The organism is Rhizobium sp. F40D2 (assembly GCF_051810745.2).
Lineage (GTDB): Bacteria > Pseudomonadota > Alphaproteobacteria > Rhizobiales > Rhizobiaceae > Rhizobium.
The window spans coordinates 2,690,584-2,704,485 of the sequence record NZ_CM131436.1; the positions used below are offsets into that span (position 1 = coordinate 2,690,584).

Sequence of the window (13,902 nt, forward strand, 5' to 3'; positions counted from 1 at the left end):
TTATATCTTTTTCTATCCTTGCTGTTTGGCGGATTTCATCAAATTTTTGACGCATTCTTCGATAGGGTCTGCCGCGCAATCGCGGAGGGGGACATGTCCGTCGAATTAGACGCAACTAACTATGTTCATGCCAAGCCGACAACCGCGCATTCCTACATCTTGCCCGCCGTGCTTGACGCGCTGGAGAGCCATTTCGACGGTTCTGCGAAAAACGACGTCTTTGATTTGGGATGTGGTACGGGCGGAGCGGCGGCTGCTCTCGCGGAGAAGGGTTATTATGTCGTCGGCGTCGATCCTTCCAGCGACGGTATTGCCAAGGCCAATATCAATTATCCCGAACTGCCGCTGAATGTCGGCTCGGCCTATGACGATCTTTCCCGGGAGTACGGCACGTTCAACGCGGTCATCAGCCTGGAGGTTGTCGAGCATGTCTACGATCCGAGAGCATTTGCCTCGACGATGTACGATCTTGTCAAGCCGGGCGGCGTCGCCGTGATGTCGACGCCCTATCACGGCTATCTGAAGAATCTTGCGCTCGCCGCGATGGGGAAAATGGATGATCACTTCATGCCGCTGAAGGATCATGGGCATATCAAGTTCTGGTCGAAAAACACCCTGAGCACGCTGCTGCTGGATGCCGGCTTCGACAAGGTCCGTTTTCAATATGTCGGAAGAATTCCCGTTTTGGCCAAGTCGATGATCGCCGTGGCTCAAAAGCCTCTTTAAAAGCGAGTCGCGATCTTTCAGATTCGCTCCTTGCGCTTTAACTTTTTGTTTTTACGCATGTCGTTGCCGCAAAACCGCTGCACACTTTTGTGCGACATGCTTTGGAGACGCTGTCCTAGCGGCCCTCATTTCGAGCAGCAGTGCGCGCGAGAGCGCGGTACGCATCCCTCCAAGCGGAACCGCTACGATAATCCACAGGTTGTTTCATCCGGTGCGCGGCGCGGAAAAAAATCTTATGAAATATTTACTTTTAGTTGCATTTTTGACTAAACTCTCCATTATACGGCTGGCATGCTGATAAAGTGGGAGACTTATTCACATGAAGGCTAAATCCCCGAATTCGATCGACGTCTATGTTGGCAATCGCGTCAGGGTCCGGCGAAAGACGCTCGGGATGACCCAGCATGGTCTCGCCGAACTTCTGGGCATTACCTTCCAGCAGATCCAGAAATACGAAAAAGGAACGAACCGAATAGGCGCCAGCCGCCTTCAGCGCATATCCGAGATTCTTCGTGTGCCCATCGGCTTTTTCTTCGAGAACGGTGGCTCCGGACCGATCGAAGGCGAGACGAGCGAATTGAACAAGTTTTTGTCCTCGAAGGAGGGGCTGGCGCTCAACAAGGCGTTCATCGCCATCGAGGATCCGAATATCAGGCAAAAACTGGTGGCATTGGCCAAAAGTCTGGCAGTCGCCGGGTTGTCGGAGATCGACGGTGAGTTGCAGGATCCGGTTGTAAACGGCTGAGGACGGATGGTGCATCACCTGCAGACATTCGACGATCTGCGGTTGATCGAGACGAATGGTGACTGGTCCTCCCTCCGATCAAGGGGCTGTTGATGACGGCCCATATCTATGCCGGCGCGCTATGAATTCAGCCCTACACCCGGCCCACTATTCCGACAGGACCATATCGCCGGGGAGACTCTTTCCCGCGTCGAACCTTTCTTGACCAGATTCGGCATTACCAGGGTTGCGCGACATACCGGATTGGATGACATCGGAATCCCCGTCTGGTGCGCCTGTGCCCCGAATTCGCGGTCGATCGTGATTGCTCAGGGAAAGGGCCTGACCGATCTGGACGCCATGGTATCCACTGTCATGGAGGCGCTCGAACGGGCCGTTGCCGGCGAACCCTTCGTCAAGCGCGTCCACGGTTCCTGTTCCCGCCTGCAGGCGATGGGCTACCAAGTCGACAGGTTGAGCTGCCTGACCGCCGTCCATAAACCCGATCTCGGGCCGGATGACGAAACCGAATGGGTTGCCGGCCTCAATATCCTCAGCGGCGAAGAGATCCACATTCCCTTCGAAGCGGTTGTGCTCGACCGGACGCGTGACGCGCGATACTGGATGTCGTCGGATGGCCTGGCTTCGGGAAACAGTGTCGAGGAGGCAATCTTTCACGGCGTCCTGGAGCGCATCGAGCGTGACGCTCAGGTGCTGTGGCAGGTGGGCGGGGAAGCTGATCTCTATGCCGGCTGTGTCGACCCCCGCGGCTTTGAGGATATTGCCCTTAACGGGCTGATCGACAAGATCGAAGCATCGGGATTGGCGCTCAGGCTGTTCGATATCACCAGCGACATCGCAATCCCCTGTTTTACCGCCATGCTGGGTCCGGGGGAGCTAGTTCCAGGCCCAATGCATGTTTGCGCTGACAGGGACATTCGCCTCGTCGAGGTGACCGGTGGCACCGGGGCGCATACGTCCCCCGTGCGTGCGGCCATTCGGGCGGTGACGGAAGCCGTGCAATCGCGGCTCACCTATATCAGCGGCGCCAGGGACGATATTTCTCCTGCAACTTTCTCGAGATCCCTTCCGCCGCTGATGCGGCGGGCCTTCGATGCGGTTGCCGCACCGCCCGCCGCCCTCCGCCATGACGGCGCGGCAGGATATCGGGCACGGAATCTGACGGAGTTGCTGCAACATGTGCTTGACGCTCTGCGCAATCGGGGGATCGCTTCGGTGATCCGAGTTGTCCTCAGCGACGACACGCTTCCCTTCAGCGTCGTCAAGATCGTTATCCCCGAACTCGAAAATCCGGAGGGGGAGCGCGCCCGGCGATTTGGAACAAGGGCTCTGGCCAAGGCGATCGGGTTTTGAAGATCATTTTCGCAGGCCCCAGTCTTCCCGATGCGGCATCGCTCGCCGGCGAGGCGGTATGCGTCCTGCCGCCTGCTATGCAAGGTGATGTCCTGGGTCAGGTGGAACAGGGCGCCAATGTCATCGGCTTGATCGACGGCGGCTTCGAATATGCCGCACCGGTCTGGCATAAGGAAATTCTCCATGCTCTCTCGCTTGGCGTGGCCGTTCTCGGGGCAGCAAGCATGGGCGCCTTGCGGGCTGCGGAATGTCATCCGTTCGGGATGATCGGGATCGGCCGCATTTTCGAGGGCTATCGCACCGGTCGGCTGATCGACGATGCCGCCGTCGCACTTATGCACGCGCCGAGCGCGCTCGGCAGCAAGCCGCTGACGATACCGCTCGTCAACGTCAGCGCCACGCTCGATGCGATGGCAGATAGCGGATTGCTTGCAGCTGGACTGCGCGAGCGGCTCGAAGATGCGGCAAACGCGATCTTTTTCAAGAAGCGGACGTGGCAGTCGATCGTCGAGCAATGCGCCGGTATAGCCGAGCCGGACCGTCCGCAGCTGCTGGCGACGCTTCTTTCGAATTCTGTCGATCAAAAACGCATCGATGCCCTGGAATTGCTGAAAGCCGTGCAGGACGCCCGTGACACCCGCTCGAACGCCGATCTGCCCTGGAAACTGCATGCAACTGCGTTCCGTACGCGTCCTGCATTGTAAATCGAAAGCGGCAATTCTCACCGAGGGTTGTGTCACGCTTTTTTCACGGGCTCAATTATCTCTGCGCGCGTATCATTGCTTCAATTCGTTGGAGAAATGCTCATGAGCGTGACATCGATTGCCAAGGCAAATGCAGACCACGGGGCGGAAGATGGTCTGAACGAACTCATCGCGCTGGCGCGGATGATTGCCTACGCGCGGCAGGTCGCTGACGATGTCAAGCTGCAGTTCGCAACGAATTGCCTCGATCTGGCGCTCGAGGCGGTGAAGCAGGAGGTGGGGGAAGGCTTCACCAGGGAACTGGCCGAATTGAGCTCGCCGGTTCCGCAAGTGAGTGTGAGCTGTCACTAAAACAAACGACTGGAGCGGTTCTGCGCTTCCGTAACAGTTGAACCGCTCCAATGCATGTCGCCCGGAAGTGTGTAGCGTTCCGGGCGATATGCATTGACATAACGCGCGTCGCTTGGCGCGATGCGACACTCCTCCGAACGCGCGCGCATAACCGCGAAAATCAACATCGATTTTCGCGGTTATGCGCGCACTGTTAGGGACAGGGGCGTTTGCGGAACCTTTCGATCCCTTCGCGGGGGCGATAACGGGCTCAAACCGACGCCTGAGCTTTGGCGAATCCATTTGAACTGCGGCTTGGAGGCCCGGCTGGTTGGTCGGCGCGTTATTCAGGATCTGCCGGACACGATCTCGGGATGGTTGCCAGCGAAGAGTAAATGATCTCCTCGACGTTGCTTCCGGGAGGGGAAGCGGCGCAACTTCGCGTTCACATGGCTTCTGCGCGATGGGCCGATCGACGGCCGATCCCTCATCTCAGTGGGTCAAATTGCGCTTCTGGGCCAGCAGTAAAATGTAATCGTCGGCGATGTCTGCGATGGCCATTGCGACTTCAGCCGGATCGCACCCTTCGACCTTCGTATTTGCAATGAACTGATAAACCGCCTTCTCGATCTGCTTCCGGCAGATCATCACGCGTTCATCGTAACCAAATTCCGGAATATGCGATGCTATATCACTCATCAGGTCGGCTCCCTCACTACTTACAGTGACCATGACACAAATTATAAGTTGAGCAAGTAAATGCTTTATGAAGGGTTAATTCCCTATCGACGTGCGACCATTTCGACACAGGTGTAGCACACCATAAGACGCCTTCGCCGTGTTGAACGGGACGGGCTCGAAGAAGGTCGACCACCTCGTGTCGGAAAGATCGCGAACGAGGATGACGCCGCGGCTTGGCGCCGTATCTCGGTCGGATATACCGGAACCCATGCGCCGGGGTTGAAACGGACAGAGCCGCTGCTGCTGGCGGAACTGTTCTGTGTTCACGGTCTAACCATCTGATTTGACAACACGTTGCACCATCGTACATCTCCGCTGCCGTCATAGGACGGTCCTAAGTTGCACCGCCAACGCTCTGGCGCGCGCTCATCTCCACGACTGCCAAACTATCAAGCGTGATCCCCATCCGGTGTTCACGGGAAGTTTGGCGGGCGGCTGAAACCCGAGGTGGGACGCGGCTTAAGCTGGCTTTTTGGCCTCCTGATAAAAACTGAAACCGGGCAGGTGGTAGTTAAAGACAGAATAACCGGCAGCCGATTATCAGAGTGCTCAAGAAAATTTTTATCAAAATGTTAAATAATATGTTTCAGATGGAGGTTGTATTTAAATATCAATTAAAAGATGATTTAACTTTTATTTCTATATAATCACGCGATGTATTGTGTTGCGGCTTTCGCGGTTTATTGGTGGTTAACATGTTCCGATATCGACTATGTGACATCGGTGTTGGGTGAAGTTACATCGAGGCATGCGTAGGTGTCTGGCTCGCCGTTGAAATAAGCTTCCGATATTGCCCGCGCGGGCGGCGGGCCTCCAGTCTTCAGTTGGAAAAATGTGAGTTTGTCTCATCCGGCAGATCTCTGCCGGGCGATATCATTGTTGAAAGCAATATTTTTCTATGCCGATACAAAAGCAACAGCAATTGCATTTATGGCAAGCGTCCGGGAAGCAAAGCAGAGGACCCGCCGGGGTGGTGACGGGTCCTCCAGTAGAAATGCTTGCACAGTGCGCAGGTATGATTGCAGGTAAATCGTGTATTGCAACACATTATTATTGGGGTGATTGGTTTTTCCCATGAGTTTGTCGATTTTTACTTATTGATATTCTGGCGAAATATCACATTTCGGAGTGTAATAGCGAGATGTTGACCGGTCAGCCGCCAGGCATCACGTCTGGCGTGACGAGGTCGCAACAGTGCATTGCCAGACCGATCGATTTCCGACAAGCGCTGGAGCAATGCTTTTGTCCTGAAGCGCGACCAACCGCCCACCAAGGGGGAAAGCGGATCTATCTCTTCAAATTTCCTGACATTCTTTTCCTCATTTTCGCTGGCCGGCCAAGCTTTGGACAATGTCCTGCGTGCCGCTCTGTTGGCTTTTGAGAGAATCAACTTGGCCAGCACGGCGGAGGCGAGCATGGGGCTATGATGATAGATATGATTCAGCGAGGCCGCGGCGCTGTGCCAATCTTTCAAAATCGCAAATTTCGAGAATGCATAAAGATGCGCCGAGGCGCGGGCGCAACTGATGACAAATACCGGCAGATCCGGATTGCGGGCGATACATTGCTCGGTCACTGCCAGGAGCGATCGAGCCATCCGTGATTTATCTGCAGACATGGCCTCCGAGTGAAGACGATATCCCACCAGACCCAGCGGTACTGTCTCGATCTTGAAATGCTCGGCCGTACGGAGTTCGAAATCGAAATCCTCGCATCCGCCGATCCCCTGCCTGGCATAGCGCGGATCGTAGCCGCCGATCTTGTCGATGACGGCCCGGCGAACCATGAAGCCGCTGCCATTGCCGACGAAGCGGAAGACGAGATGACGCGCTAAAATGGAGTCCCGGGCGTTCAACGACGAGCCTGATTTGGTGCAATATCCTTCGGAATCGATAAAGCGATGAAGAGCATAGACCGCCCCCCAGGCGTCCGGCAGCGGATGAAGGGCCGAAAGCATGCGCTCGACATAGGTCGGATGCCATAGGTCGTCGGCATCGAGGAAGGCGATATAGCCTGAGGTCGATGCCTCTATTCCGAAATTGCGGGCGGCAGCAACGCCGCGGTTTGCCGTCGACAAAAGCTTAAACCTTGGATCTCCGGCTGCGAAGCGACGGCAGATGGACGCCGTCTCGTCGGTCGAGCCGTCGTCGACGATGATGATTTCCAGTGCCTTATGGGTCTGATCGACAACCGATTGCAGCGTCTGGGCAAGGTAGGGGCTGGCATTATAGGCCGGGATCACGACGGCCACCTCAATCCTTGATATGGTCGAAAGTTCCATCGCCGTCACCCCAGCCTGGAGGTAGGGGTGGGCGGACGGAGATCGATGCGGTTTTTCATCAGCCGGGCGACAGCCGGCCGATGGCTGACGACGATCAGCGTTCTGCCGGCGTCTTCCTTCATCGCCGCAAACACCCGCATCTCGGTATCCTCGTCGAGTGCGCTCGTCGCTTCGTCGAGCAGCAGGATTTGCGGCCGGCCGGCGAGCGCGCGCGCCAGGCCGATGCGCTGCCTTTGTCCGCCCGAGAGCCGGATCGCTTCGTCACCCAGCCATTCATCGAAGCCATAAGGCAGATCTTCGATGAACTCCGTGGCGCAAGCCACATCCGCGGCCCACCGGATATCCTCCTCCGAGATATCGCGCCGAAACCTTATGTTGTCGAGGACCGTGCCCTCCATTAGTTCGACGTCCTGGCCGGACACGGAGAGCAGTTGCAGCCAGCTGGAGCGGTCGATTGTTGCGAGATCTCTGCCGTCGACCGTGATCCTGCCTTGGGTCGGGCGGCTGAGGTCGAGGATCATGTTGAGGATCGTCGTCTTGCCGGAGCCGCTTGGCCCTGTCAGAGCGGTCGTCTCGCCTGCTCGGATCGAAAAGCTGAGCCCGCGAACCGCCGGCGCGTTCGCATGCTCATAGGTGAACGAAACATCGTGGAAGACGATCGCCTCTGCGAGACACGTCACCGGCGCCGCTTGCAAAGTCCGTTTGACGTCGTCCTTTTCCGAGAGCAGCGCCAGGACGTTGTGCAGCGACGCTTCCATCTCGTAAAGGCGCAGGATCTGCGAGTCGAATCCCTTGATATGCGGTTGAAGCCTGTAGAGAAGGATCGTCGCCGAGAGCGCCGCCTTGAAATCGACGGGAAGGAATTGAGAAGACAGAATGATCGTCAGGATGACCCCGAAGGTCAGAATCTCGCTCAGAAGGGATGTTGTGGCTCCCATCCAGTCCGACCGGCGCCAAGTGTGGCCGACGTCGCGGGAAAGCGTTTCGAAGAGATCTTGATGACGGGTCTCAAGGCCGAAGCTTTTGACCGCCTTCAAGGTCTGCAGTGTTGTCCAGCTCAGCTGCGTCAGTGCTTCTACTGCGGCCAGCGTAGAGGCGCCGAGGCGCCGGTAGGGACCGGCAAAGGAACCCAGAGCGAAGTTATGAATGAAGCCGAAGGCGAGCCCGAGCAATGCGATAGGCCAGGCCATGACCAGCATGCCGATCCCGAAGATCAAGATCGTGCCGAAATTGACCCCAAGACGCACCAAGCTGGCATGCGCCGACGATACGGCGTAGGATTCGGTCGCGATCACGTTGATCAGATCGCTGCGCTCATAGTCCTGAAAGCGCTGGAAGGGGATGGTCAAGACCTTGGCGTAGAGGCGCGCGCGTATGGAGTCGTTGATTTGATGGCTGACCGTGCTTGATATAAGCGAATTGGCGAAGCCTAAAAAAATTCTGAGGAGGATGGATCCGATCAGAATGCCGATTAGCATGGGCTTGGAAAGGCTGAGATCGATACTGCCAAAAAATGCCGGGAGCCATGCGCCGGCGGAGCCGGAAGCCGCATCCTGCTGCCCAAGAAGAAACACGAGGCTGACCAGGAAGGTGATTCCGACCATTTCCGCGAAGCCGGTGAGAATTCCGAGAATGATCATTACGGCCGTCGTCAGCCGCAGCGTCGGCACGAGTTGCAGAAGGTCGCGGAACCGTGCCGCGACTACCAGGTTGTAGGCGCCGGCGGGCTTGGAGGAAGCGGGTTTTGGTAACCTCTTCATTGCAGGCCGTCCTTGGTCGATTTCATCGTCTCCCTGACGGGCACGGGCGCGAATCGATCGATGAATGCCGTTCCGACCTGTGGAAGGACGGCGCCGGCGAAGCGGGTTTTCCGGGACGGCGATTTTCCGAGCGCGCGCCTGGCGATCTGCATGCCCTGGCGTTTTGCTTGGCGCCAGCTTTGCCGCACGCCATGGACGACCAGCTGCGGGATATATTTTTTCAGCATCATCGGCGCCATCTCGTTGAGCTGTGCACGGTCGCCGTCGACAAAAGCCTTCTTGAAATACCAGCACGCGGTGTTGAACTGAGCGAGGCGGATATCCCGCGCAAGAAGCGGATGGCGTGCAATGATCGGGGCCATCACCAGGGCGTGGGATTTCAACATCCGATAGGCATTGCTGGACATGTTTCCCCTGGTGAAGCGATAGCCGGTGAGGAAATCGGGAACCAGGGCGAAGGGTAGGGTCTCGGCGAGCACCAGATAGAGTTTCAGATCCTCGCATCCCTCGGCGCCGCTGTCGCGCAAGCCGGCGTCATAGCCGCCGCAGGCAAGGACCTCCGCCCGCGGCATCAATGGCGTGCTGCCATTGCCGATGAAGTTTTCCCTCAACAGCGGTTCGAAGATGTCGCCTTCGTGCATAACTGGCCGCGAATTGCCAAAAATGATGCCGTTTTCGTCGATCGCCGCATACCAGTTGTAGACGACCCCGTGTCCGCCGGGAAGCTTCCTCAGCGCCTGCAGCTGGAGTTCGATTTTCTGAGGATGCCATATATCGTCGGCATCGATGGGGGCGATATAGAGGCCGCGCGCTTCTCTGATGCCGTGGTTGCGGGCGCGCGCCACCCCGCCATTCTCCTGGCGCAGAACCCTCACGCGGCCGTCGTTCAGGCCATAGTCGCGCGCGAGATCGAAAGTACCATCCAGCGATCCGTCGTCGACCACTAGAATTTCAAGCCTGTCATAGGACTGATTGGAAACGCTGGTCAGCGTTTCCAGAAGCGTCTTCTCGGCGTTGTAAGCCGGGATGACGACGGTGACCAATGGGCTCGCTATGGCAGTCATGGCTTTGTCATCCGATAAAGGTTCCGGGCAGGCCCATGAGTTCGGGGAAGGCTTCGAGCGGCCGGTCACCGCGAACTTCGAGACGCGGCAGGGCGAAAAAATTGTCGGAGAGGCTGGCTATTACAGGCCGTGTGGTGAAGCAGATCCGGTAGCCCGCCAGCGCCAGAATGCCGGGGACCCGGAAATCCGTCGCGCCATAGGGGAGAGCGACGGATTCCACGGAGCCGCCCAGCCAGTTCTGCAGCGCTTTGCGCGAGCGCATCGCTTCAGCGAGCAGACTTTTGCTTTCCATCGCCGTGGCCGGTGTATGGGAGGCAAGATGGGAGCCGAAGCTGATGCCCTTTTCCTGGAGCTCCTGAATTTCCGGCCACGACATCAGCGCCGCCGGCTCGCCATTGGCGCAATCCCAGTCCGAGTGGCCGCCGACCTTATCGGTGACGACAAAGACGTCGGCGCTCAGATCATTTTCGACAAGTACCGGGAAGGCGTTGGTACGGAAATCGACATAGGCGTCGTCGAAGGCCAGCATGACCGGCCGGCCCTGGATCGGCTTGCCGCTGCGGAAAAGATTGAGCAGGGTGGGCGCCGTCACGGAGTAATAACCGTGCCGGCGAAGGAACTGCATTTGCTTGCGGAAGTGCTCCGGCGTGGTGCGGAAGCGCCGCAGCGCCGCGGGGCCGTCTTCTGCGATCCGATGATACATCAGGATGGGAATCGAGGTTGTCACTTCAGTCGTCCATGCGGCCTCGCGCGCGACGCCGGCCGGTCCGCAGATGATGTGTTTTGCCACAAAGGCGTCCATGGGCGTTCCATGCGTCTCGATCCGCAGAACGGGATCGGCGACGGAGGCTTTCCGGAACCGGTGGATGGCGTAAAGCTCGGTGTCGATCGTCTCTTCCAGAGCGAGCCCGGCTTGCTCGGCCAGAACCCGCTTGATGGTGCCGACGCCGAAGGGATGGCCCCAATCGAAACCGGTTCGGGCAGGTTCATCTCGGCGGAGATGCGCATGAGCGGTGATCAGATAGCCGCCCGGCTTCAGCGCCGCCGCCATCTTGCGGCAGACGGCCGCAAGCATCTCCTCATCCTTCATGTAATAAAGCACTTCCGAGCAGAGGATGAGATCCTGTTGGGGCGGAAGATCTTCGCTGACGAAGTCGAGAACGCGGAGCTCGACATTGGAGAGATCGCGGCAGCGCTCGACCGCCCTGTCGATCGCCCGCTGGGAAATGTCCGTCGCGGTTACCCGGCCGACTTCTCGTGCCAGATTCTCGGTGAAGATCCCTTCGGCGCAGGCGAGTTCCAAGGCCGTCTCGATGCCTTTCGGGATCAGGCTCATCGTCTGTGCATATTTGACCTGCTCGTAGACGGAGAGGTAATTCCACGGATCCGGGCGTTCGAAGATATGCTCCCAATAGTCTTCTTCGGACTGGGCGGGAGGAGCCGGCTTTACCGTCTGCGGCCGCGGCCCGGCCGTCTGCCGAACGGGCTGCGGCAGGTCGCGTTGGAGATCGCGCAGAATGCCGTACAGTCGGGTATCGTTGTCCTGCTTGTCGCCTGGCGCCTGGGCAAGGATGGCGTTACGGCCGATCCGCACCAGAAGCCGTTCGAGACGTCCCCGCCGCCGGCCGCTGCGGATGATGACACCGCCGAAGGTTCTGTAGCCGCGTAGTGCCTCCCTTGTCCACGAAGCTGCATAGGCGAGCGTCCGCTTCGGCTGCAGATGCTCGTCCGCCTGCATTTCCTGCATGATCAGCCGGATCTGCGCCCGAATCGACAGATCGCCCCAGAACGGCCCGACAAAGGTGCCGACATGCTCGTCGCCGGAGAAGGCATGCATGACGAGCGTATCCGCCTTCTCCGCTTTCGGGATACTGGAAAGGGCGCCGAGCTCGACGCTGGCCACCTGGATATTGCCGAGGGTGAAGGAGCGCCGGAGGTTCCCGGCGGATAGCTGCCAGGCGGCGGCCTCAAGGATCTTTCGGCCGGTGCCGGGGAAGGAATGACGCTGAATCAGTTCCACGAGCAAGAGGAAAGTCGGTCCCCATTTGTCGGGCGCATCCATGAGATCGTCGGCGCGATCGGGGAGGAGACCGGTCTGCAAGCCATGCAGAATCACGCCGGCAAAAAAGCTCTCGTAGCCCACGGCATCAGGTATATCGGGCAGCAGTGCGGCAAGGGCCGGTATATCCAGGCTCGGATCGCCCTTGGCGGCGACAGCCCAGACAAGCATGCGCAATTGGCTGATGGCGGGCGTGATCCAGCCGGTCTCGGGGCCTTCCTCCGCCAAGCCATCCTGCGTCCGTAGCGCCTGCGCCTTCGTCGTCACGCGAATAGCGTCGCGCACCAATTTCGTCGGGTCGCCGGAGAGCGAGCCCGGCTTCATGCGATAGAAGGCGAGGCACATGTCGACACGGCGAAATTGGGCGCCTGCAAAGGCCAGGCGCAGCCAGAGTTCCCACTCCTCGCAGGTCTGCAGGGTTTCATCCATGCCTCCGACCCGCTCAAAGAGGCTACTGGGAAAGACAACCGTATGAATGGCGAGTGCACAAAGGACGAGAACTCGCGCTTGGCGGCATCGCCGGCGAGGAGGGGGCCTGTTCGACCGGCATCATCCGACCGTCCGGGGCGACGCGGCGGTAGGCGCAATGGGCGATAGCGGGGGTAGATTGATCCTCAGCGACCGGGAGCATGTTCTCGATGAAGGCCGGATCCAGCCAGTCGTCGGCATCCAGCATGCAAAGCAGCGGGGCAGCCGCCAGCCGCGCGGCATGGTTTCGCGCCGCCGCCGCGCCGGCATTGGCCTGGCGAGAGGGGAGAATGCGTTTGTCCGTCCCGGCGATCGCCTGAAGAAGCTCCCAGGTGTTGTCGGTCGAACCGTCATCGACGACGACAGCCTGCCAGTTGGATCGCGTCTGCCGCTGCAGGCTGGCAAGACATGCAGCCAGCGTCTCGCCGGCATTAAAGGCAGGGATGAGGAAGGAGATATCCGGTGCGGCGGCGGTCACCATGCGCGCATCTTCCAGCGGCGCAGAACGTAGAAGGCGCCATGGACGCTGCCGAGCATCTCCTGCTTGAGGAAAAAGTCGCGCGAGCTCGCACCCTTGCGCAACCGTCTGCGCAGTCTTCCGGCATAATATCTCGGAAAGGAGAGAAGAATGCGCCGCAGGTTGCCGCTCTGTCCGGTATTCTGATACTGCACCAGCAGTGCCGCGATGTGGCCGCTCATATATTGGTGGATCTGTTTGGCCAGCCCCTTCATATCCTTGCGATGAAAGTGCCAGGAGACCGCCGTCGGCTCGTAGCGGCAGACATGGCCGTGATGCAGCAGCCGGTTCCAGTATTCGGAATCGCCCGAGCATCCGGCGGCGCCCATGTCCAGGCGGACATCGAACAGGCCGATCTCGTTGAAGACCTTGCGGCGGAACGCCTGGCTGGCGCCGGCGCCGATCGTCCAGACCGGGGCGCCGTAACGGTCGTGCAAGCGGTAGAAATCCTGGTCGAAATCCTGCCGGAGATAACCCCTGCCGAAACTCCAGTGTGTTTCGAAGATAAGTTGTGCAGGCGTTGCGAGTTCTCCGGGAAGGATCAACCCGGTCACGCAGGCAATTTCCGGCCGGTCGAACGCCTTCATCAGGTTCTCCAGCCATCGCGCGTGCAGAACCACGTCATCGTCGGTAAAGGCGACGAATTCGGTTTTCGCCGCCCGAATGGCCGCATTGCGGGCATGATCCAGCCCGACCCGATCTTCGCGGACATAGGTGACGCCGGCTTCTTCGACCACGCGACGCGTCGCATCGCCTGATGAGGCATTGTCAACGACGATGATCTCGACGGGCTTTAGCGACTGGTCAGGGATCGATGCCAGGCACCGGCGCAGTTCCTCCGGCCGGTCCTTGGTGCAGATCAGGATGCTGACGTTGCGATTGCCAAGAGGCGTTTGCGCGACCTGGGCAATGTGCTCGAGCGTCTCCGGCCGCACGACACGCTCGGCCAGTGCCGCCGCCGTCTCGGGCGTTTCGAGATAGGCTTGTCCGACCGGAAGCCCATCCGACAGAAAGACCACCAACCCGTCGGAGAGCGGGGACGAAACGGCATCGAGAGGGCAGGATGCGAGATCGAGATACTGAATCGGAACGGGAAAATTTATATCGTTCAGATCGGACGGTATTGGTTCACGCATTACCACTCTCTCAATCGC

General features: G+C 58.8%; 9 protein-coding genes and 2 pseudogenes. 5 read left to right on the top strand and 6 right to left on the bottom strand.

The features are described 5' to 3' along the window. The first annotated feature begins 93 nt into the window (after window positions 1-93). The 5 genes from ACS4RS_RS12850 (at window position 94) to ACS4RS_RS12870 (ending at window position 3,879) form a co-directional block, all read left to right on the top strand. Window positions 94-726, top strand: a complete 633-nt coding sequence (locus ACS4RS_RS12850; RefSeq protein WP_439011838.1) for a methyltransferase domain-containing protein — start codon at window positions 94-96, stop codon at window positions 724-726. Between the two features lie 319 nt (window positions 727-1,045). Then, window positions 1,046-1,471: a helix-turn-helix domain-containing protein gene (locus ACS4RS_RS12855; RefSeq protein WP_439010668.1), complete on the top strand. Its 426-nt coding sequence runs from the start codon at window positions 1,046-1,048 to the stop codon at window positions 1,469-1,471. Between the two features lie 165 nt (window positions 1,472-1,636). After that, the gene (locus tag ACS4RS_RS12860; protein ID WP_449313973.1) at window positions 1,637-2,824 is read left to right on the top strand and encodes a YcaO-like family protein; all 1,188 of its coding nucleotides are present in this window, start codon (window positions 1,637-1,639) and stop codon (window positions 2,822-2,824) included. Next, window positions 2,821-3,528, top strand: coding sequence for a TfuA-like protein (locus ACS4RS_RS12865; RefSeq protein WP_439010667.1), 708 nt, complete (start codon window positions 2,821-2,823; stop codon window positions 3,526-3,528). Before ACS4RS_RS12860 ends, ACS4RS_RS12865 begins: the two co-directional genes overlap by 4 nt. Before the next feature lie 102 nt (window positions 3,529-3,630). After that, window positions 3,631-3,879, top strand: a complete 249-nt coding sequence (locus ACS4RS_RS12870) for a hypothetical protein (protein WP_439010666.1) — start codon at window positions 3,631-3,633, stop codon at window positions 3,877-3,879. Window positions 3,880-4,350: 471 nt separating this feature from the next. Here ACS4RS_RS12870 and ACS4RS_RS12875 read toward each other — a convergent pair whose 3' ends face one another. From ACS4RS_RS12875 to ACS4RS_RS12900, 6 genes and pseudogenes are all read right to left on the bottom strand, one after another. Continuing rightward, window positions 4,351-4,557 carry a hypothetical protein gene (locus tag ACS4RS_RS12875; RefSeq protein ID WP_012558648.1) on the bottom strand — a complete coding sequence of 69 codons (207 nt, stop codon included), beginning with the start codon at window positions 4,555-4,557 and terminating at the stop codon, window positions 4,351-4,353. 1,208 nt (window positions 4,558-5,765) lie between these two features. Next, window positions 5,766-6,889 (bottom strand): annotated as a pseudogene (locus ACS4RS_RS12880) (glycosyltransferase family 2 protein). Continuing rightward, window positions 6,886-8,640: an ATP-binding cassette domain-containing protein gene (locus tag ACS4RS_RS12885; protein WP_439010665.1), complete on the bottom strand. Its 1,755-nt coding sequence runs from the start codon at window positions 8,638-8,640 to the stop codon at window positions 6,886-6,888. Before ACS4RS_RS12885 ends, ACS4RS_RS12880 begins: the two are co-directional and overlap by 4 nt. After that, window positions 8,637-9,704: a glycosyltransferase gene (locus ACS4RS_RS12890; protein WP_439010664.1), complete on the bottom strand. Its 1,068-nt coding sequence runs from the start codon at window positions 9,702-9,704 to the stop codon at window positions 8,637-8,639. Before ACS4RS_RS12890 ends, ACS4RS_RS12885 begins: the two co-directional genes overlap by 4 nt. Window positions 9,705-9,711: 7 nt before the next feature. Continuing rightward, window positions 9,712-12,712 (bottom strand): annotated as a pseudogene (locus tag ACS4RS_RS12895) (glycosyltransferase). Continuing rightward, on the bottom strand, window positions 12,706-13,884 hold the full coding sequence (locus ACS4RS_RS12900) for a glycosyltransferase family 2 protein (protein WP_449313680.1): 1,179 nt from the start codon (window positions 13,882-13,884) through the stop codon (window positions 12,706-12,708). Before ACS4RS_RS12900 ends, ACS4RS_RS12895 begins: the two are co-directional and overlap by 7 nt. Window positions 13,885-13,902 lie beyond the last annotated feature (18 nt).

Excerpts from the sequence above, each read along its gene's own strand:
- ACS4RS_RS12855 (WP_439010668.1), top strand. The coding sequence starts at position 1,046 with ATGAAGGCTAAATCCCCGAATTCGATCGACGTCTATGTTGGCAATCGC.
- ACS4RS_RS12850 (WP_439011838.1), top strand. The coding sequence starts at position 94 with ATGTCCGTCGAATTAGACGCAACTAACTATGTTCATGCCAAGCCGACA.
- ACS4RS_RS12885 (WP_439010665.1), bottom strand. The coding sequence starts at position 8,640 with ATGAAGAGGTTACCAAAACCCGCTTCCTCCAAGCCCGCCGGCGCCTAC.
- ACS4RS_RS12870 (WP_439010666.1), top strand. The coding sequence starts at position 3,631 with ATGAGCGTGACATCGATTGCCAAGGCAAATGCAGACCACGGGGCGGAA.
- ACS4RS_RS12875 (WP_012558648.1), bottom strand. The coding sequence starts at position 4,557 with ATGAGTGATATAGCATCGCATATTCCGGAATTTGGTTACGATGAACGC.
- ACS4RS_RS12890 (WP_439010664.1), bottom strand. The coding sequence starts at position 9,704 with ATGACTGCCATAGCGAGCCCATTGGTCACCGTCGTCATCCCGGCTTAC.
- ACS4RS_RS12900 (WP_449313680.1), bottom strand. The coding sequence starts at position 13,884 with ATGCGTGAACCAATACCGTCCGATCTGAACGATATAAATTTTCCCGTT.